The sequence below is a fragment of the Amycolatopsis nalaikhensis genome (assembly GCF_030264295.1).
Taxonomy (GTDB): Bacteria; Actinomycetota; Actinomycetes; order Mycobacteriales; family Pseudonocardiaceae; genus Amycolatopsis; species Amycolatopsis nalaikhensis.
In genome coordinates this window covers 2044116-2063276 of record NZ_CP127173.1, presented here as the reverse complement: position 1 = coordinate 2063276, position 19161 = coordinate 2044116, and the positions used below count along the sequence as shown (strand labels likewise).

The following is a 19161-nucleotide window of genomic DNA, read 5'->3' as shown; positions in this document are numbered from 1 at the left end:
CCCCTCCCGGGCGGCTGCCCGCCATCTTAAGCGCGTTTGCCACACTGGAGCCGTGAGCACTGGAACCGAGCAGTCCAAGGCGTGGTTCGACCGCGCGAAGACAGCGATCCCGGGCGGGGTCAACTCGCCGGTCCGGGCGTTCAACTCCGTCGGCGGCACGCCGCGGTTCATGGTCCGCGGCGAGGGCCCGCACCTGTGGGACGCCGACGGCAACCGCTACGTCGACCTGGTCTCCTCCTGGGGCCCGATGATCCTGGGCCACGCGCACCCGGCGGTCGTCGAGGCGGCCCGCGCGGCGGCGACGTCCGGGCTGTCGTTCGGCACGCCGACCATCGGCGAGGTCGAGCTGGCCGAGGAGATCATCGGCCGGGTCGAGCCCGTCGAGCGGGTCCGGCTGGTCAACTCCGGCACCGAGGCCACGATGAGCGCGATCCGGCTGGCCCGCGGGTTCACCGGCCGGTCGAAGATCGTGAAGTTCGCCGGGTGTTACCACGGTCACGTCGACGCGCTGCTCGCCCAGGCCGGCTCCGGCGTCGCGACGCTCGGGCTGCCGACGTCGCCGGGCGTCACCGGCGCGCAGGCCGCGGACACGCTGGTGCTGCCCTACAACGACCTCGACGCCGTCCGGAAGTCCTTTGTGGACAACCCGGGCGAGATCGCCGCGGTGATCACCGAGGCCGCGGCCGGGAACATGGGCGCGGTCGCGCCGGACCCCGGGTTCAACGCGGCCCTGCGTGACCTGGCCCACGAGCACGGCGCGCTGCTCATCATGGACGAGGTGATGACCGGCTTCCGCGTCTCGCGCGCGGGCTGGTTCGGCCTGGAAGGCGTCGCGGGCGACCTGTACACGTTCGGCAAGGTGATGTCGGGCGGGCTCCCGGCGGCGGCGTTCGGCGGCCGCGCCGACGTGATGGCCAAGCTCGCCCCGGGCGGGCCGGTCTACCAGGCCGGGACGCTGTCGGGGAACCCCGTCGCGGTGGCCACGGGCCTCGCGACGCTGCGCGCGGCCGACGACGCCGTGTACGCGGCTCTCGACGCGAACGCGAAGCGTCTCGGCTCGCTCTTCGACGCGGCGCTGAGCGAAGCGGGGGTTGCGCACAACGTCCAGTACGCGGGCAACCTGGTGAGCGTGTTCTTCGGCGAGAAGCAGGTACGCGACTACGCAGGCGCGCAGGCGTCCGAGACGTGGCGGTTCCCGCCGTTCTTCCACGCGTTGCTCGACGGAGGCGTGTACGCGCCCCCCAGCGCGTACGAGGCCTGGTTCGTCAACGCGGCGATGGACGACGAAGCGTTCTCGGTGATCGAAGCGGCCCTGCCGGCGGCGGCGCGCGCGGCGGCTGGAGCCGTCCAGTGAACACTGTCGTCCACCTGCTGCGGCACGGCGAAGTGCACAACCCCGACAAGATCCTCTACGGCCGCCTGCCCGGCTACAAGCTCTCCGAGCGCGGGCAGCGTCAGGCGCTGACGGTCGCCGAAGCGGTCGCGGGCCACGACCTCGTGCACGTCGTCGCGTCGCCGCTGCAGCGCGCGCAGGAGACGGCGGGCCCGATCGCGGCGGCGCACCGGCTCGACATCGCGACCGACGAGGGCCTGATCGAGGCGGCCAACCAGTTCGAGGGCCTGCACGTGGCGGTCGGCGACGGCGCGCTGCGGGAGCCCAAGCACTGGCCGAAGCTGGTGAACCCGTTCAAGCCGTCGTGGGGCGAGCCGTACCTCGAGATCGCGCACCGGATGCTGGGCGCGGTCCACCGGGCCCGCGAGGCGGCGGTCGGGCACGAGGCGCTCTGCGTGTCGCACCAGCTGCCGATCTGGACGTTGCGGCGGTTCCTCGAGGGCAAGCGCCTGTGGCACGACCCGCGACGTCGCCAGTGCTCGCTGGCGTCCCTGACGTCGCTGGTCTTCGACGGCGACGAGCTGCGGGAGATCGTCTACAGCGAGCCCGCGGGCACGACGGACCCGAAGGTGACCGGGGCATGAAGCGCTTGGTGCTCGGGGTCGTCGCGGTGCTGGCGCTGGCGGGGTGCAGCGCGGGCAAGGACGCGGTTGTCCAGGGGAGCAGCTTCAGCTTCGTGTCCCCGGGCGGCAAGGTCGACATCACGTACGACGTCGCCCAGCGCCAGACGGCCCCGGTCCTGGCGGGCGACGACCTGATGAACGAGGGCAAGCAGCTGTCGCTGGCCGACTTCCCGGGCAAGGTCGTGGTGCTCAACCTGTGGGGCCAGTGGTGCGGGCCGTGCCGCACGGAGGCACCGGAGATGGAGTCGCTGGCCAAGCAGGGAGTCCAGGTGGTGGGCATCGACGTCCGCGACCCGGCGCGCGAAGTGGCCCAGGACTTCGTCCGCGACCGGGAGCTGACGTACCCGTCGATCTACGACCCGGACGGCCGGGTGCTGCTCAAGCTGACGGGCTACCCGCGCAACATCATCCCGTCGACGATCGTGCTGGACAAACAGCACCGGGTGGCGGCGGTGTTCCTGCGGCCGGTGCTGGCCCAGGACCTGACACCGGTGGTCCAGCGGCTCAACGCGGAAGCCTGACGGCTCGGCCCAAGCGCCCCAATGTGGCCTTCGGTGCGTGAGACGCAACCAAGGCGGCCTTCGGTGCTCCTCCCATGCCCCCGCCACCACCCTCGACGGAGGCGCTGCGCGCCGCAGTGCTATTTCAACGCAACCAAGGCCACATTGGGGCGCTCTGGGCAGTCCGGACGACCGGGACCAAGGTCCTGAACTGCTGTGACCGAGGTCCTGTGAACCGGCCCCGGAGTTCTCACCAGGACCTCACTGCCTACCCTCAACGGGGTGAACTCCGTTACCGAGCTGGCGATCTCCGGACCGCTGCTGCTCGCCGCGGGCGTCGCGCTGCTGGCCGGCACCATCTCCTTCGCCTCGCCCTGCGTGGTGCCGCTCGTGCCGGGGTACCTCGCGTACCTCGCCGCGCTCGTCGGCGCGGATGCCCCCGCCGTCAGCGCGGACGAAGCGCGCAAGAAGGGCCGGTGGGCCGTTCTCGGCGCCGCCCTGCTCTTCGTGCTCGGGTTCACCGTCGTCTTCGTCGCCACCCTCGGGACCCTCGTCTGGCTGGCCGACACCCTCGTCCTCAACCAGGACCTCCTCCAGCGCGTCGGCGGCGTCCTCACCATCGCCATGGCCCTGGTCTTCCTCGGCTGGATCCCCGGCCTGCAGCGCGAGGTCCGCTCGCACCGCGTCCCGGGCGGTGGGGTCTGGGGCGCGCCGCTGCTCGGGGCCGTCTTCGGGCTCGGCTGGACGCCCTGCATCGGCCCGACGCTCTCCGCCGTCACCACCCTGGCCAGCGCCACCGGCGGGGCCGAAGCCCGCGGGTACCTGCTGATCGCCGTCTACTGCCTCGGCCTCGGGCTGCCGTTCCTGCTCATCGCGCTCGGCGCCCGCTGGGCCGTGCGCGCCACCGACTGGGTGCGCCGGCACGGCCGCCAGGTGCAGGTCTTCGGCGGGGTGCTGCTGATGGCCGTCGGCATCCTGCTGGTCACCGGCGTGTGGGGAGATCTGATGGGCTGGCTCCGCAACGAGCTCGCGGGCGACCTGAGGCTGCCGCTGTGACGACGACCGAAGCGCCCCCCAAGGCCCCGCACAACAAGCCCGCGAGGCGCACCCTCGCCTTCCTCCGCAACACCTGGCGCGGCCTGACGTCGATGCGCACCGCGCTCGTCCTGCTCTTCCTGCTCGCGCTGGCCGCCCTGCCCGGAGCGCTCCTGCCGCAGCGGAAGCTCAACGCCCCCAAGGTCGACGAGTACATCGCCGCCCACGGCTGGTGGGGGACCCTGCTCGACAAGCTCGAGTTCTACGACGTCTACTCGAGCATCTGGTTCTCGGCCATCTACCTGCTGCTGATGATCTCGCTCGTCGGCTGCCTCACCCCGCGCAGCTTCGAGTACGTCAAGGCCATGCGCGCCAAGCCCGTGCTGACCCCGCGCAACCTCGCCCGCATGCCGCACTACCGGCTCGGGCGCGGCAAGGCCGACGTCTCCGCCGAGATCGCCGCCGTCCACAAGCACCTGTCGGGTTGGCGCCGGGTCGAGCGCGAAGAGGCCGACGGCGTCCGCACGATCTCCGCCGAACGCGGGTTCCTGCGCGAGACCGGCAACCTCGTCTTCCACTTCAGCATGCTCGGCCTGATCGTGTTCTTCGCGCTGGGCAAGATGTTCGGCTACGAAGGCCAGGTCATCGTGCAGGCCGACGGCAGCACCTTCTGCAACTCCGGCATCTACAACTACGACTCCTTCAACGCGGGCCTGCGCGTCGACGGCACCGACCTCGACCCGTTCTGCGTGAAGATCAACGACTTCACCGCTCGCTACACCGAGTCCGGCCAGCCCGACTACTACCACTCGAACATCGAGTACCAGTCCGGCGAGGACCTCGAGACGAACACCTGGCGCCCGTACGGCCTCGAGGTCAACTCGCCGCTGCGCACCGCAGGCGACCGCGTCTACCTGCTCGGGCAGGGCTACTCGCCGAAGTTCACCGTCACCTTCCCGGACGGCACCCAGCGCACCCAGAACACCCAGTGGCGCACCGTCGACCCCGGCACGATGCTCGCCGAGGGCGCGACGAAGTTCGACCAGCCCGGCATCACCGACGAGGTGCAGCGGCGGACCCGCCAGCTCGCCATCACCGGTCTCTTCGCGCCGACGGCGTTCCTGCACGGCAACGTCCTGACGTCGTCGGCGCCGGAGCTGAACGACCCCGCCGTCGCCGTCGACATCCTGCGCGGCGACCTCGGCCTCGACGCCGGGCGCGGCCAGTCCGTGTTCGAGGTCGACCAGTCGCTCATCGACGACGGGCGGCTGAAGAAGGTCGCCCGCGAGAACCTGAAGGTCGGGCAGGAGATCAAGCTCGACGACGGCACGAAGATCCGTTTCGACGGCGTCGGGCACTGGGTTTCCCTGCAGGTCTCCCACGACCCGACGCAGGGCTTCGTGCTCGGCTTCGCCATCGCGATGTTCCTCGGCCTCGGCGCGTCCTTGCTGGTCAAGCGCCGCCGGCTGTGGGTGCGGGTGAAGCCGGGGACCGAGGACCACCCGGGTACCGTGATCGAGGTCGCCGGGCTGGCCCGCACCGACCAGGCCGGCTACGGCGAAGAGTTCCACCGGATCAGCGAACGCCTGATCAGTGGTCAGAAAGGCTGAGGCATGCCGATCGACGAGACGCTGTCGCAGTACAGCGACTGGCTCTACACCACCGCCGCGGCGATCTACGTCGTCGCGCTGATGATGACGCTGATCGAGCAGGGCTTCGGCGCGAAGGGCCGGCTCGCCATGGAGCGGGCGAAGCGGCGTTCGCGCGAGCTCGTCGGCGCCGGCGGGCCGCCCATCGAGGAGGTCCAGACCGCGCAGCGCGAGGTCGGCCGCCCCGAGCGGATCGGCCGGATGGGCGCGGCGCTGCTCGTGCTCGGCGCGCTGCTGCAGCTGTCGGCGATCGTGCTGCGCGGGCTCGCCGTGCACCGCGCGCCGTGGGGCAACATGTACGAGTACGGCATGGCGGTCACCTTCATCACGGTGGTCACCTGGCTGATCGTGATGTACAAGTTCCCGGTCCGGCACCTCACCGGCTTCCTGCTGCTGCCCGTCGTGATCCTGATGTTCATCAACGGCACGCTGCTGTACACGATCGCGGCGCCGGTGCAGCCCGCGCTGCAGTCGTACTGGCTGGTCATCCACGTCTCGGCGGCGATCATCGGCTCCGGCGTCTTCCTGGTGCCGGGCGTGGCGAGCGTGCTCTACCTGTTCCGCGCCGCGTACGAGAAGGACGAGACGAAGTTCGCGCGCTTCGCGTCGAAGCTGCCCGCGGCCGACGTCCTCGACCGGATCGCCTACCGGACCACCATCTTCGCCTTCCCGGTGTTCACCTTCGGCGTGCTGTGCGGCGCCGTCTGGGCCGAGTCGGCGTGGGGCCGGTTCTGGGGCTGGGACCCCAAGGAGACCGTCGCGTTCATCGCCTGGGTGGTCTACGCCGCCTACCTGCACTCGCGGGCGACCGCGGGCTGGCGCGGGGCACGGGCCGCGGCCATCAACATCGTCGGGTTCGCCGCGATCATCTTCAACCTGTTCTTCGTGAACCTCGTCACGGCGGGCTTGCACTCCTACGCCGGGGTGGGCTGAGCAACCCGCGGGCGCGCCGACTACCGTCGTCCTCAGGGGGAGCGATGTCGGGCGGAGTGCGCGGAGGTTTACACCGGTGACCGGACCCAGCGAAGAATCGGCTCCTGGCCACCCCGAACAGGCTGAACCGGCCGCTGCCCCGCAGCAGCAGCCGGAGGGGGCGGCCGGGTTGTTCGCCGACGACCGGACGGACTCGCACCCGCACCCGGAGACGTCGGGGGCCTACGACGTGCAGCCGACGCAGGCGGTCCCGCCGCCGAACCCGGCCGTGTCGGGCCCGCACCAGGTGCCGAACCCGGCCGTTTCGGGGCCGCACCAGGTGCCGAACCCGGCCGTTTCGGGGCCGCACCAGGTGCCGAACCCGGCCGTTTCGGGGCCGCACCAGGTGCCGAATCCCGCGGTCTCGGGGCCGCACCAGGTGCCCAACCCGGCCGCGCCGCAGTACGGCTACGACCAGAACCTCCCGCCGCTGCAGCCGCAGTACGGCGACCCGGCGCAGCAGTACGCCGCCGCGCAGGCCCAGTACCCGCAGCAGCAGCCCTCGGGCCTGCCGCAGCCGCAGAGCGGCGGGCGGCACGCGGCGCAGCAGCAGCCGGGCCACGGCCACGAGCTGTCGACCGCGCACCTGGTCAAGCAGGTCAAGCGGCCCCCGCAGTCCGGCTGGCGCAAGGCGCTCTACGTCGGCAGCGGCAAGCTGATCAACCCGGGCGAAAGCCCGGCCGACACGCAGCGCCGCGACCTCATCGCGCGCGTCAACCAGCCGCTGCGCGGGTGCTACAAGATCGCGATGCTGTCGCTGAAGGGCGGCGTCGGCAAGACCACGGTGACGACGACGCTGGGCTCGACGTTCGCCTCCCTGCGCGGCGACCGCGTGGTGGCCGTGGACGCGAACCCGGACCGCGGCACGCTGTCGCAGAAGATCCCGCTGGAGACCACGGCGACGGTCCGCCACCTCCTGCGCGACGCGGCCCGCATCACGCGCTACAGCGACGTCCGGTCGTACACGTCCCAGGGCTCCAGCCGGCTGGAAATCCTGGCGAGCGAGCAGGATCCGGCCGTTTCCGAGGCCTTCTCCGAGGACGACTACCGCCGCACGGTCAACCTGCTGGAGCACTTCTACAACATCGTGCTCACCGACTGCGGGACCGGGCTGATGCACTCGGCGATGAAGGGCGTCCTGGACGTCGCGGACGCGCTGGTGGTGGTCTCGTCCGGCTCGGTCGACGGCGCCCGCAGCGCGTCGGCGACGCTCGACTGGCTCGAGGCCCACGGCTACGGCGAGCTGGTCAAGCGCTCGGTCGCGGTGATCAACTCGGTCCGCCCCAAGGGCGGTTCGGTCGACCTCGACAAGCTCTCGGCGCACTTCGGCGCGAAGGTCCGGGCGGTCTGCAAGGTGCCGTTCGACCCGCACCTCGAGGAGGGCGCGGAGATCGAGCTGGACCGCCTGTCCGGCGACACGCGCCTGGCGCTGCTGGACCTGGCGGCCACGGTCGCCGACGGCTTCGCCACCCCGCTCTCCCAGGGCTACCGCTGACCGCTCGTGAGTGGTTAGGGCGGTTAGAACCGCCCTAAACACTCACGAGGGCCGCGGCGAAAGGTAAAGGGGCGCCCGAGGCGTGGGCGGCCCACCGCGGTTCGGGGCGCGAAGGGTTTACCCGGGCTTTGGCCCGGGCCGCGGCGGGCGGCGAGGCGGGCCGTTGCGGCTCGGGGTGGGAAAGCTCACCCCGCGGACCCGGTTCGGCGTCGCGAGCTGGCCAGATCAGGGCGCTCCCGGCAGGCTCAGCCGTCTTCGTCCCGGCGCTTGCGCTGCTGTTCGGCCAGCTGGCGCAGGAAGTCGGGGTCGTCGTCCGGGGCGATCGGGGCGCGGCGCGGGGCCGAGGTGACCCCGACCCGCTGACCGGCGAACGACCGCCACAGGAGCAGGGCGACGACCAGCGCGCCGACCGCCGCGAGCAGAGCGAGCATGCCGGATCCTTCCGTGTGGGTCCCACGAGGTTAACCGCTCCGGCCGGGTTTCGGCCCGAACCCGGTGTCCCGGGTGACCCCCGGAACACGAAAGAGCCGCGCGGGACGGTAGTACGCGTCGTTTACCACACGGCTCCGGGACGCTGGTGGTTCGGCCAAACCCCGCGGCGGTCGGAGGTCTTGAATGACTCATTCAAGACCTCCGGCACCCTGAATGAATCATTCAAGGCGCCGCGGGAACACGAAAGGGCCGCGCGGGACGGGGTGGTTCCCCGTACCCGGCACGGCCCCGGTGCCCGGGTGGTTCAGGCCTTGCGCGCCGGTTCGCTGGCGTCCGTGGTCAGCTCCGCGAGGAGCTCGTTCACCTCGGACTCCCGGAACCGCCGGTGCCCGCCGGGGGTCCGGATCGAGCCGATCCGGCCCGCGGTGGCCCACCGGGTCACGGTCTTCGGGTCCACCCGGAACAGCGCCGCCACCTCGCCAGGGGTGAGCAGGCGTCCGCCCATCGTCGCGGTCATTTTCCGCCTCCTTAACGACCTCACTGCTATACCGGAGGCGTCCGGGCCCTTCTGGCCCGTCGCGCCGGGGTAGCCAACGCGGCAATCGTTGCACTTCACCCGTCGGGTACTCGAACGGTTGTCCAAGAGTAAAGAGCCCTTAAAGGTCAAAACGGACAGTTTGCTTACGGTGTGCAACTATCCTGAGGACGACTTGACGTGCCCGGATGTCATTCCTCCGGGTCACCGGCCGCGAGACGTGCTCTCAATGGGGGATTGTCCAACCGCATAGAGTGATCCCGTGGATCAGTTGGACCGGAAGATCATCGCGGCGTTGCGCATCAACGGACGGGCCACCTACGCCGATCTCGGGCGGGCCGTCGGCCTGTCCGCGTCATCGGTGCACGAACGGGTGGGCAAGCTGGAAGCCGCCGGCGTGATCACCGGCTACCACGCGGTCGTCGATCCGAGCTCGGTCGGGCTCGGCGTCACCGCCCTCGTCAGCATCCACCCGACCGACACCGCCACGGAGGACGACGTCGCCGACGCGCTCGCCGAGCTCGACGAGGTCGAGAGCTGCTACGCGGTGGCGGGCGACGAGGCGTTCGTCGTCAAGGTGCGCGTGTCGACCGTCGACGAGCTGGAACGCACCCTCGGCAGGCTCCGGCGCATCCCCGGCGTCGGGCGGACGAACACCACCGTCGTGCTCTCGACCCGCTTCGAGGGCCGTCCGAACAACGCGGGCCTGCAGAAGGACCGCGCGGGCGGGGCGTAGCCTGCGTTGGTGTGAGCGACGAGAAGCCCCCGCAGCTGGCCCGTGACCTGACGCTGTACCTGCTGGCGCGGTTCCTGCTGGTCGCGGTGATCGCGTGGGTGCTGTCCCTGGTCGGCGTGCCGCTGCTGGTCGCCCTGCTCATCGGCCTGGTCGTCGGCCTGCCGCTGGGTCTGCTGCTGTTCCGCTCCCTCAACGCCCGCGTCACGGCCGGCCTGGCCAAGCGCAACGAAAAGCGCGCCCGTGCCCGTGCCCAGCTGCGCGCGCAGCTGCGCGGGGACACCCCGGGCACCCCCGAATGAGCACGCACGCCCGCAGCTGGGTCCGCGAGGCCGTCCGGATCATCGAGGCCGACGCCAACCGCAGCGCCGACACCCACCTGCACGTCTTCCCCCTGCCCCCGGAGTGGGGCATCGACCTGTACCTCAAGGACGAGTCCGTCCACCCGACCGGCTCCCTCAAGCACCGGCTGGCCCGGTCGCTGTTCCTGTACGGGCTGGTCAACGGCCAGATCGGGCCGGACACGGTGCTCGTCGAGGCCTCCAGCGGGTCGACGGCGGTGTCCGAGGCCTACTTCGCGCGCATGCTCGGGCTGCGGTTCATCACCGTCGTGCCGCGGAAGACGTCGAAGGAGAAGATCGCGCTCATCGAGTTCTACGGCGGTGAGTGCCACTACGTCGACGAAGCCCCGGCGATGTACCCGGAGGCGGAGCGGCTCGCGGCCGAGTGCGGCGGCCACTACCTCGACCAGTTCACCTACGCCGAGCGCGCGACGGACTGGCGCGGCAACAACAACATCGCCGAGTCGGTGTTCGCGCAGATGCGTTCGGAGCGCCACCCGGTGCCGACGTGGATCGTCGTCGGCGCGGGCACGGGCGGGACGAGCGCGACGTTCGGCCGGTACGTCCGCTACAAGCGGCACACGACGAAGATCTGCGTGGTCGACCCGGAGAACTCGTCGTTCTACGGCGCCTGGGAGACGGGCGCGCTCGACTACGCGACGGGCATGCCGTCGCGGATCGAAGGCATCGGGCGCCCGCGGTGCGAGCCGTCGTTCGTGCCGGGGGTCATCGACGAGATGTTCCGGATCCCCGACGCGGGCTCCCTGGCGGCGATCCGGCTGCTGCGCGAGCGCACGGGGCACTGGGCGGGCGGCTCGACGGGCACGAACCTCTACGGCGCGTTCCGGCTGATTTCCCGCATGGTCGAGGACGGCCAGGCGGGCAGCGTGGTGACGCTCCTGTGCGACGGCGGCGAGCGCTACGCGCACACCTACTACGACGACGAGTGGGTCGCCCAGCAGGGCCTGGACCTGGCGCCGCACACGGCGTTGTTCGAGGAGTTCCTGACGACCGGGAAGTTCCCCGAGGCCTGACTAAGCTCACCCGGTGACCGATTCGGGGTTCGTCGAAGTGCGGGGCGTCGGCCGCGAGCGCAACGTCGGCTGGCGCGTGCTCAGCGGGCTGCTCGTCGCGGTCGGCCCGGTGGTGGCGGCGCTGGCGGACGGGACGTCGCAGCTCGTGCTCGGCGGCGTGCTGGCGATCGTCCTGGTGCCGACCGGCGTCGGGCTGTGGCGCGGGACGACCCGCGCGAAACGGCGGCTGCTGCGGCTCGACGAGGTCGGCTTGCCCGCGACGGCCGCGATCCTCACGGCCGCTAACTGCGTCTAGGCCCGAGCGCCCCAAGGCGGCCTTGGTTGCTCCTCCCATGCCCCCACCACCGCCCTCAACGGAGGCGCTTCGCGCCGCAGTGCCTATTCAGCGCACCGAAGGCCGCCTGGGTGCGTCAGACGCACCGAAGGCCACATTGGGGCGCTTGGGACCCGGCCTAGACGCTCAGTGCGACCGCCGACAGGACCGCCCAGGCCAGCATCGCCAGCCCGGTGTCCCGCAGCGCCGGGATCAGCGCCCGGCCCTGCGCGCCGCCGCCGACCGCGCGGACCGACTTCAGCAGCAACGGTGCCGTCACCAGCGTGATCAGCACCCACGGCTGGAAGATCCCCAGCACCACGCTCAGCACGTACGGCACCGTCACCAGCGCCAGGTAAAGCCGCCGAGTTCCGCCGTCACCTAGGCGGGTCGCCAGGGTTCGCTTGCCCGACTCGATGTCCGTCGGGATGTCGCGCAGGTTGTTGGCCGTCAGCACCGCCGTCGAAAACGAGCCGACCGCCACCGCGCACGCCAGCCCGGCCCAGCTCACCCGGCCCGCCTGGACGTACACCGTGCCGAGCACGCCCGCCAGGCCGAAGAACACGAACACCGCGATCTCGCCGAACCCGTAGTAGCCGTACGGCCGCGTCCCGCCCGTGTAGAACCACGCGCCGAGGATGCACAGCGCGCCCATCACCAGCAGCCACCAGTGCCCGCTGGCCGCCACCAGGACCAGCCCCAGGACCCCGGCCAAGCCCAGCGCGACCAGCGCCGCCGCCAGCACGGCCTTCGGCGCCGCGACGCCCGAGCCGACCAGCCGCAGCGGGCCGACGCGGTTTTCGTCCGTGCCGCGGATTCCGTCGGAGTAGTCGTTCGCGTAGTTGACCCCGACGATCAGCGAGAGGGACACCAGCAACGCCAGCAGGGACCGCCACCACGAGAACGCGTCCAGCGCGATCGTCGCGCCGACGCCCGCCACCACCGGCGCCACCGCGTTCGGCAGCGTCCGCGGCCGGGCCCCCTCGATCCACTCGCTCAAGCTCGCCATGGCGCCATTCAACGCCATGGTGATCACCCGCGAACGCGAACCCGGGAAGTCAGTCCGACGTCGGCAGCTGCCAGGTCAGCGTGCCGCTGTTGGGCTCGCCGGCGGGCGGGTCGGCCAGCGCGGCGCCCGCGGGGAAGAGGAGCCCCAGGGTGACGGCGGTGCCGACCAGGGCGGTTCTGATCAAGCGCGTCATGGTGAGTAGCCAAGCGGGCGCACCCCGTAAATGTCAACGGCGAGCCGCCATTCAGCCGCGCGGACCCGCCGCCAACCGGGCCTTCACCGCCGCCCTGTCGATCTTGCCCGGCCCGCGAAGCGGCAGCTCAGCGCCGTATTCGATGCGCTTCGGGGTGGCCGCCGGGCCCAGCTCCGCGCGGACCGCCGCCCGCAGGTCACCGTGCTCACCCACCGGGACGACCAGTGCCACCACGGCCTCGCCCCACTCCGGGTCCGGCAGCCCGACGACGCACGCGTCGCGCACGCCCGGCTGCGCGCACAGCACGCGCTCGACCGCGTTCGCGGACACCTTCACGCCGCCGGTGTTGATCATGTCGTCGGCCCGGCCGAGCACCTCGATCCGGCCGTCGGGGTGGCGGACGCCACGGTCGGACGTGGTGAACCAGCCGCCGTCGAACGACTCCGCCGTCAGGTCCGGCCGCCGCCGGTAGCCGTGGGCGAGGACGTCTCCGGCGATGCGGATCCGGTCGCCGGAGACGTCGACGCGGACGCCGTCCAGCGGGAAGCCGTCGTAGACGCAGCCGCTCGCCGTCTCGCTCATCCCGTACGCGGGCACGATCCGCACTCCCGCGTCGGCGGCGCGCTCCCGCAACGCCGGTGACGTCGCCGCCGCGCCGACCACGATCGCGTCGAACGTCTTCGCCGCGGCCAGCCCGGCGCCGCCGTCGTCGAGCAGGCGGACCAGCTGGGTCGGCACCAGCGCGGTGTACCGCGGCCCGCCGCTCAGCCGCGCGGCCGCGGCGGCGAAGTCGTCCGGCCGGAAGCCGGTGCCGGTCAGGAACACCGGCTCGGTGCCCGCGAGCAGCGACCGGACCAGCACCTGCAGCCCGCCGATGTAGTGCGCCGGGGTGGCCAGGAGCCAGTGCCCGGGCCCGCCGAGACGGGTGTGCGTGGCCTCGGCGGACGCGGTCAGCGCGCGGGCCGACAGCAGGACGCCCTTGGGCGCGCCGGTCGAACCGGACGTGGCGATGACCACGGCCGTGCCCGGCTCGGCGGGCTCGTCCGGGGCCATCGCATCGCGCAGCGCGGGGTCGGTGAACGGCAGGACGGCCGGGCCGCCGCCCAGCGCGTCCGCGACGGCGCGCCGCAAGACCTCGAGGGCCTCAGGCGAGCCGTCGAGGGGGACCGGGAGCAGCTCAGTAGTAATAGGGGACGTCCTTGAAGTCGGGGTCGCGCTTCTGGAGGAACGCGTCGCGGCCTTCGACGGCCTCGTCCTGCATGTAGGCCAACCGGGTGGTTTCGCCGGCGAACAGCTGCTGGCCGACCAGGCCGTCGTCGGTGAGGTTGAACGCGTACTTGAGCATCCGCTGCGCCGTCGGCGACTTGCGGGTGATCTCCCACGCCCAGGTCAGCGCCTCTTTCTCGAGGTCGGCGTGTGGCACGACCGCGTTGACCGCGCCCATCTGGTGCATCTGCTCGGCGGAGTACTCCCGGCCGAGGAAGAAGATCTCGCGGGCGAACTTCTGGCCGACCATCTTCGCCAGGTAGGCCGAGCCGTAGCCGCCGTCGAACGAGCCGACGTCGGCGTCGGTCTGCTTGAACTTCGCGTGCTCGGCCGAGGCCAGCGTGAGATCGCACACCACGTGCAGGGAGTGCCCGCCGCCCGCGGCCCAGCCCGGCACGACCGCGATCACGGGTTTCGGCATGAACCGGATGAGCCGTTGGACCTCGAGGATGTGCAGCCGGCCGGCCCGCGCGGGGTCCACCGTGTCGGAGGTCTCGCCGCTCGCGTACTGATAGCCGGAGCGTCCGCGAATACGCTGGTCACCACCGGAGCAGAACGCCCACCCGCCGTCCTTGGGCGAGGGGCCGTTGCCGGTGAGCAGGACGCAGCCGACGTCCGAGCTCATCCGGGCGTGGTCCAGCGCCCGGTAGAGGCTCGTCGACGGTGTGCGGCCGGAAGGCGTTGCGGACCTCCGGACGGTCGAACGCGATGCGCACGACGCGTTTGCCGCCCCGGCTCTCGGCGGAGCGGTGGTAGGTGATGTCGGTGAAGGCGAAACCTTCGACCTCGGTCCACGCGGCGGGGTCGAACAGCTCGGAAACTCGGGCGTCATCCACGTTTGGGAGAATAGGACCTGTGGACACATCTGATCTCGATGGATGCGAGGCCTGCCGGTGAACCCTTCCACCGCGCAGGCCAGGGTCATCGTCGACGAACTCGTCCGCAACACCGTTTCGCACGTCGTCCTCTGCCCGGGCTCCCGCAACGCGCCGCTGTCGATCGCGCTGTATGACGCGGCGGCCGCGGGCAAGCTCCAGCTGCACGTCCGCATCGACGAGCGCGGCGCCGCCTTCCTCGCGCTCGGCATCGCCGCGCGCACCGGCCGCCCGGTGGCCGTGCTCTGCACGTCCGGCACCGCGGCCGCGAACTTCCACCCGGCGGTCCTCGAAGCCGACCGCGCCGGGGTCCCGCTGATCGTCATGACCGCCGACCGGCCGCCCGAGCTGCGCGCGGCCGGGGCGTCGCAGGTCATCGACCAGCACCAGCTCTACGGCGACGCCGTCCGCTACTTCGACGAGCTCGCCGTCGCCGAGCGGCGGGCCGGCCAGAACTCGTACTGGCGCAGCCAGATCTGCCGCGCCTGGAACGCCGCGTACGGCGAGTGGCGCTGCGGGCCGGTGCACCTGAACATCCCGTTCCGCGAGCCGCTCGTCCCGGACCTCGACGACGACGGCGAGTGGTACGAATCGCTCGACGGCCGTCCCGACGGCTCCCGCTGGACCGAGCTGCCGGACTTCGGCGCGCTGCCGTCGTTCGTGGTGCCTTCGGCGCGCCACGGCCTGGTCATCGCGTGCGACACCGGCGTCCAGGCGGCCAGCGAGTGGGCCGAGCAGCACGGCTGGCCGGTCGTGTCGGAGACCGGCGGCCTCGGGCTGTCGGGCGGCACGGCGATCTCGTCCGGCGCGTGGCTGCTGGGCGTCGAGGAGTTCATCTCGCGGCACAAGCCGGAGCAGGTGCTCTGCCTCGGCCGCCCGACGGTGTTCCGGCAGATCCAGAAGGTGCTTTCGGACGCCTCGGTCGAGGTCCTGCTGGTCCGGCCGGACTCGGACTGGCCCGCGCCCGCGCACAACGTCCGGCAGGTCGGGCAGTGGTTCGACGAGCCGACCAAGCCCGCCGACCCGGAGTGGCTGGCCAGCTGGCGGCGTGCCGACGAAGCGGCGTCCGGGGCGGTGTCCTCGGTGCTGGCCGACGAGCCGTGGCCGTCGGGACTGCGGCTGGCGTCGGAGCTGGTGGACGCGCTGCCGCCGGACTCGCTGCTGGTCGTGGGCTCGTCCAATCCGACTCGCGACGTCGCGCTCGCGGGCCGCCTGCGCCCGGACGTCCTCGTGCACCGCAACCGCGGCGTCGCGGGTATCGACGGCACGGTCTCGACGGCGATCGGCGCCGCGTACGTCCACCGCGGGCCGTCGTACGCGCTCCTGGGCGACCTGACGTTCCTGCACGACGCGTCCGGCCTGCTCACCGGGCCCGCCGAGCAGCGCCCCGACCTGACGATCGTGGTGCTCAACGACGACGGCGGCGGCATCTTCTCGCTGCTGGAGCAGGGCGCGCCCGAGCACGCGGCGAGCTTCGAGCGCGTCTTCGGCACCCCGCACGGCGCCGACCTGGGCGCGCTGTGCGCGGGTTACCGGGTGCCGCACGTCGTGGCCGAGACGCTGACGGAGTTCCGGGCGGCGTTGCGGCCCGCGCCGGGGCTGCGCGTCGTCGAGGTGCGCGTCGACCGGTCGCGGCACCGTGACCTGCACGCGCGGCTGCGGGCCGCCGTGTCCGCGGCGGTTTCCCCGGCCTGAGTCAACCGGTTTCCGGACCTGGTCCCAGTAGGCAAGAACCTTCCTTCGCCGGTACCTGGCACCTCCTTGGCTGGCTACGTTCGAGCGCGCTGATCCTCACCCGTTGGAGGGATTCGAATGCGTGCAAGAACTCGCACCGGCCTCGGTGTGCTCGCGGCCGGGGTCGCCTCGGTGCTGCTCGCCGGTACCGCCAGTGCGGCCCCCACGCCCGGTGCGCCCGGCGTCGGTGATTCGTACTACCCGAACGCCGGCAACGGCGGCACGGACGTGCTGCACTACGACATCCGCCTGACCTACCAGCCCGCGACGGACGTGCTCGCCGGGACGACGACGCTCCTGCTCACCGCGACGCAGGACCTCTCGCGGTTCGACCTCGACTTCGCGCTCAAGGCGTCGAGCGTGCGCGTGAACAACCGCCCGGCGGCGTTCACGAACCAGACCGGCAACGGCGAGCTCGTCGTCACCCCGGCGCAGCCGCTGCTCAAGGGCCAGACCGCGACCGTCGTCGTCGCGTACTCGGACACGCCTTCGACCGAGACGGTGGACGGCATCAACGCGTGGAAGAAGGGCTCCTTCGGCGCGCTCGGCATCGACGAGCCGCAGAAGCTCGGCGTGGTGGTTCCCGGCCAACGACCACCCGACCGACAAGGCGACCTACGACGTCTCCATCGAGGCGCCGGACGACAACGCGGCCATCTCCAACGGGACCTTGGTGCGCAAGACGAAGAGCCGCGCGGGCTGGACGCGCTGGCAGTGGCGGAGCACGCACCCGCAGGCGACGTACCTGACGTCGTTCATCGTCGGCAAGTACGAGGTCGTGGAGTCGACGACGCCCGACGGCAAGCCGTTCATCACGGCGTACGGCGCCGACCTCGGCGACTCGCTGTACGCGGCGAAGGCGAGCGTCGAGCGGACGCCGGAGATCGACGAGTTCCTGGCGTCCCAGTTCGGGCCGTACCCGTTCGAAGCCGAGGGCGGCGTCGTGACGAGCGGAATCGGCTTCTCCCTGGAGAACCAGACCCGCCCGACGTACGGGGCGCGCAACTTCCGCGCGGGCTCGAACACGACCCTGATCGCGCACGAGAACGCCCACCAGTGGTTCGGCGACGACGTGTCGCTCGGCCGCTGGAGCGACATCTGGCTGAACGAGGGCTTCGCGTCGTACGCGGAGTGGCTGTGGTCGGAGCACGAGGGCGAGGGCACGGTCGCCGAGCTGGCGCAGTACACGTACGACTCGAACCCGGCCGACGGCGACCTGTGGAAGGTCGTCCCGGCCGACCCGGGCGCGGAGAACCAGTTCGACAACGCGGTCTACGACCGGGGCGCGCTGACGCTCCAGGCGTTGCGGACCGCCGTCGGCGACGACGCGTTCTTCACCATCCTGAAGACGTGGCAGGCCCAGAAGGGCGGGTCGCACGGACGGATCCTCGAGTTCATCGCGCTGGCGGAGAAGATCTCGGGCAAGCCGCTGCACGACCTGTTCCAGACGTGGCTGTACACGGCGGGCAAGCCGTCCGTGGGCCCGAACGGGGTGGCCTCGTTCGTGGCTCGCGCGGCTTCGGTGAAGCCGCGGTCGTACGACCAGATCCAGGAGAACCACCGGATTCTCGCCGCCGGACACGCGGGCTGACCGGGACCGCTACGCTCGCGGCGTGAGCACGAGAGGTGAGCGGGCGAGGCGCGTCGGGTGGTGGACCACCCTCGGCGTCGCCTCGCTCCTCACCGTGATGTGCGTGTGCCTGCTGTTCGCGGCGATCCGCAACGACGGCGCGATCTCGGCCCAAATGGGCACGGCGACGGCGACGGTGGATTCGGTGGCGTTCGACCGCACGATCATCCACTTCGAGACCCCGGACGGAATCGTCCACAGCCCGGCGAACGGAGTCCTGTACCCGGACGGCCTGGCGGCGGGCCAGCTGGTCCGCATCGAGTACGACGCGACGGACCCGGAGCTGGCGCGGGTGGCGGGCCGCTCGGCGACGTTGACGCTGCTGCCGCTGGGGAGCTTCATCGTGTTCACGTGGCTGGTGGCCGGGCCTTTGCTGTGGTGGATCCGGCGGCAGAACAAGCGCACGAAGGTCCCGGCCTGAGCTGAAGGGGACGTTCATCGCATCTGATGCGATGAAAGCGCCCTTCAGCTCATGAGATGCCAGGAAAGTCCCCTTCAGCCCGCGTGGGCCGTCTCCTGCCACCAGCCCAGGACCTCGTCCGCCACGCCCGGGGCCGCCACCAGCAGCCCGTCCGTCGGCAACGCCGTGTCCTCCCCATGCCGGTCCAGCACCACCGCGCCCGCCTCGATGGCCATCGCCACCGACCCCGCCACGTCCCACTCGTGGTAGCTGTGCAGCACCGCCGCGGCCGCGTGGCCCAGCGCCACCTGCGCGATCGACAACGCCGCCGACCCCAGCACCCGGACCCCTGTGTGCGCCGCCGCCGCGCGCTCGATGAAGCCGCCCATTCCCGGCCACGGGCCGCGCCTCGCGAACTCCGTGCAGACCAGCGCTCCCGCCGTCACGCAGCGGTCCGCCAGCTTGACCGGCTTGCCGTTGGCCCGCGCCCCCCGGCCGCGCGCCGCCGCGTAGATCTGGGCTCGGTACGGGTCGGCGACCACCCCCACCACCGGTCCCGCGACGTCCACCAACGCCAGGCTGTACGCGCACCACGGCACCCCGGCCACGTAGTTCGCCGTGCCGTCGACCGAATCCACCACCCAGCGGTACTCCGCGACGTCCGCGCCGTGGTCCGCGCCGAACTCGTGGCCCACCACCGGGATGCCGGGGAACTCAGCGGTCAGCACGCGGCGCGTGTGCCGCTCGAGGATGCGGTCGGTGTCGGTGACCCAGTCGAACGGCGAGTCCAGCGTCGACGGGTGGGCGCCGCGGCCGGCGGTCGCGGTGATCACGTCGGTGGCGTCGTTGGCCAGCCGCCCGGCCACTTCGAGCGCCCTCGACAGCAGGCCGGGCTCGACGGGCCGCGGCGGCCGGGAGGACAAGAGGGTCATGCCTGCTTAGTCTGGGCCCCGCTGGTTTACGGGACACGACCTTGAGATGACATGTCGTAGCCGATCT

Annotated in this window: 19 protein-coding genes and 2 pseudogenes; 14 read left to right on the top strand and 7 right to left on the bottom strand. The window is 71.6% G+C overall.

Going from position 1 to position 19161, the window contains the following annotated elements; translation table 11 throughout:
• The first annotated feature begins 52 nt into the window (after positions 1-52).
• From hemL to QP939_RS09920, 7 genes are all read left to right on the top strand, one after another.
• Positions 53-1354: a glutamate-1-semialdehyde 2,1-aminomutase gene (gene hemL / locus QP939_RS09950; protein ID WP_285456346.1), complete on the top strand. Its 1302-nt coding sequence runs from the start codon at positions 53-55 to the stop codon at positions 1352-1354.
• On the top strand, positions 1351-1977 hold the full coding sequence (locus QP939_RS09945) for a histidine phosphatase family protein (RefSeq protein WP_285456344.1): 627 nt from the start codon (positions 1351-1353) through the stop codon (positions 1975-1977). Before hemL ends, QP939_RS09945 begins: the two co-directional genes overlap by 4 nt.
• Positions 1974-2537 (top strand): TlpA family protein disulfide reductase, encoded by a 564-nt coding sequence (locus tag QP939_RS09940; protein ID WP_285456343.1) that lies wholly within the window; start codon positions 1974-1976, stop codon positions 2535-2537. Before QP939_RS09945 ends, QP939_RS09940 begins: the two co-directional genes overlap by 4 nt.
• A 261-nt stretch (positions 2538-2798) precedes the next feature.
• Entirely contained in the window at positions 2799-3572 is a 774-nt protein-coding gene (locus tag QP939_RS09935) for a cytochrome c biogenesis CcdA family protein (RefSeq protein WP_285456341.1), read from the top strand.
• Positions 3569-5161, top strand: coding sequence for a cytochrome c biogenesis protein ResB (resB, locus tag QP939_RS09930; RefSeq protein ID WP_285456339.1), 1593 nt, complete (start codon positions 3569-3571; stop codon positions 5159-5161). Before QP939_RS09935 ends, resB begins: the two co-directional genes overlap by 4 nt.
• Before the next feature lie 3 nt (positions 5162-5164).
• Entirely contained in the window at positions 5165-6133 is a 969-nt protein-coding gene (gene ccsB / locus QP939_RS09925; RefSeq protein WP_285456338.1) for a c-type cytochrome biogenesis protein CcsB, read from the top strand.
• A 76-nt stretch (positions 6134-6209) separates the two neighbouring features.
• A complete protein-coding gene (locus QP939_RS09920; RefSeq protein WP_285456337.1) occupies positions 6210-7667 on the top strand; it encodes a MinD/ParA family ATP-binding protein in 1458 nt (485 codons plus the stop codon).
• Positions 7668-7912: 245 nt separating this feature from the next.
• On the opposite strand, the gene QP939_RS09915 is transcribed toward QP939_RS09920, so the two are convergent.
• Complete coding sequence (locus tag QP939_RS09915) at positions 7913-8098, bottom strand: hypothetical protein (protein ID WP_285456335.1); 186 nt, start codon at positions 8096-8098, stop codon at positions 7913-7915.
• A 305-nt stretch (positions 8099-8403) separates the two neighbouring features.
• A complete protein-coding gene (locus tag QP939_RS09910; RefSeq protein WP_072474890.1) occupies positions 8404-8616 on the bottom strand; it encodes a BldC family transcriptional regulator in 213 nt (70 codons plus the stop codon).
• A 280-nt stretch (positions 8617-8896) separates the two neighbouring features.
• On the opposite strand from QP939_RS09910, the gene QP939_RS09905 reads away from it, so the two are divergent.
• From QP939_RS09905 to QP939_RS09890, 4 genes are read left to right on the top strand one after another with little or no spacing between them, the layout of a single operon-like run.
• Complete coding sequence (locus tag QP939_RS09905) at positions 8897-9370, top strand: Lrp/AsnC family transcriptional regulator (protein WP_199191200.1); 474 nt, start codon at positions 8897-8899, stop codon at positions 9368-9370.
• A gap of 11 nt (positions 9371-9381) precedes the next feature.
• Positions 9382-9669, top strand: coding sequence for a DUF4229 domain-containing protein (locus QP939_RS09900; RefSeq protein WP_285456331.1), 288 nt, complete (start codon positions 9382-9384; stop codon positions 9667-9669).
• Complete coding sequence (cds1, locus tag QP939_RS09895) at positions 9666-10742, top strand: L-cysteine desulfhydrase Cds1 (RefSeq protein WP_285456330.1); 1077 nt, start codon at positions 9666-9668, stop codon at positions 10740-10742. Before QP939_RS09900 ends, cds1 begins: the two co-directional genes overlap by 4 nt.
• 13 nt (positions 10743-10755) lie before the next feature.
• Positions 10756-11037, top strand: coding sequence for a hypothetical protein (locus tag QP939_RS09890; protein WP_285456328.1), 282 nt, complete (start codon positions 10756-10758; stop codon positions 11035-11037).
• Positions 11038-11194: 157 nt separating this feature from the next.
• On the opposite strand, the gene QP939_RS09885 is transcribed toward QP939_RS09890, so the two are convergent.
• From QP939_RS09885 to QP939_RS09870, 4 genes and pseudogenes are all read right to left on the bottom strand, one after another.
• Entirely contained in the window at positions 11195-12064 is an 870-nt protein-coding gene (locus tag QP939_RS09885; protein ID WP_285456327.1) for a 1,4-dihydroxy-2-naphthoate polyprenyltransferase, read from the bottom strand.
• Between the two features lie 49 nt (positions 12065-12113).
• The gene (locus tag QP939_RS09880) at positions 12114-12248 is read right to left on the bottom strand and encodes a hypothetical protein (protein WP_285460053.1); all 135 of its coding nucleotides are present in this window, start codon (positions 12246-12248) and stop codon (positions 12114-12116) included.
• 60 nt (positions 12249-12308) lie between these two features.
• Complete coding sequence (gene menE, locus QP939_RS09875) at positions 12309-13433, bottom strand: o-succinylbenzoate--CoA ligase (protein ID WP_285459705.1); 1125 nt, start codon at positions 13431-13433, stop codon at positions 12309-12311.
• 1 nt (position 13434) lies between these two features.
• Positions 13435-14359 (bottom strand): annotated as a pseudogene (locus QP939_RS09870) (1,4-dihydroxy-2-naphthoyl-CoA synthase).
• Positions 14360-14416: 57 nt separating this feature from the next.
• On the opposite strand from QP939_RS09870, the gene menD reads away from it, so the two are divergent.
• The 3 genes and pseudogenes from menD (at position 14417) to QP939_RS09855 (ending at position 18183) form a co-directional block, all read left to right on the top strand.
• Positions 14417-16093: a 2-succinyl-5-enolpyruvyl-6-hydroxy-3-cyclohexene-1-carboxylic-acid synthase gene (gene menD, locus QP939_RS09865; protein WP_285456326.1), complete on the top strand. Its 1677-nt coding sequence runs from the start codon at positions 14417-14419 to the stop codon at positions 16091-16093.
• A 117-nt stretch (positions 16094-16210) separates the two neighbouring features.
• Positions 16211-17723 (top strand): annotated as a pseudogene (locus QP939_RS09860) (M1 family metallopeptidase).
• Between the two features lie 22 nt (positions 17724-17745).
• Positions 17746-18183, top strand: a complete 438-nt coding sequence (locus tag QP939_RS09855; RefSeq protein WP_285456325.1) for a DUF3592 domain-containing protein — start codon at positions 17746-17748, stop codon at positions 18181-18183.
• Positions 18184-18257: 74 nt separating this feature from the next.
• Here QP939_RS09855 and QP939_RS09850 read toward each other — a convergent pair whose 3' ends face one another.
• Positions 18258-19094 carry an inositol monophosphatase family protein gene (locus QP939_RS09850; RefSeq protein WP_285456324.1) on the bottom strand — a complete coding sequence of 279 codons (837 nt, stop codon included), beginning with the start codon at positions 19092-19094 and terminating at the stop codon, positions 18258-18260.
• Positions 19095-19161: the final 67 nt, after the last annotated feature.

What these genes read in the sequence shown, in the direction of transcription:
- QP939_RS09850 (WP_285456324.1), bottom strand. Translation starts at nt 19,094, where the DNA reads ATGACCCTCTTGTCCTCCCGGCCGCCGCGGCCCGTCGAGCCCGGCCTG.
- ccsB (WP_285456338.1), top strand. Translation starts at nt 5,165, where the DNA reads ATGCCGATCGACGAGACGCTGTCGCAGTACAGCGACTGGCTCTACACC.
- QP939_RS09940 (WP_285456343.1), top strand. Translation starts at nt 1,974, where the DNA reads ATGAAGCGCTTGGTGCTCGGGGTCGTCGCGGTGCTGGCGCTGGCGGGG.
- QP939_RS09885 (WP_285456327.1), bottom strand. Translation starts at nt 12,064, where the DNA reads ATGGCGAGCTTGAGCGAGTGGATCGAGGGGGCCCGGCCGCGGACGCTG.
- cds1 (WP_285456330.1), top strand. Translation starts at nt 9,666, where the DNA reads ATGAGCACGCACGCCCGCAGCTGGGTCCGCGAGGCCGTCCGGATCATC.
- QP939_RS09915 (WP_285456335.1), bottom strand. Translation starts at nt 8,098, where the DNA reads ATGCTCGCTCTGCTCGCGGCGGTCGGCGCGCTGGTCGTCGCCCTGCTC.
- QP939_RS09910 (WP_072474890.1), bottom strand. Translation starts at nt 8,616, where the DNA reads ATGACCGCGACGATGGGCGGACGCCTGCTCACCCCTGGCGAGGTGGCG.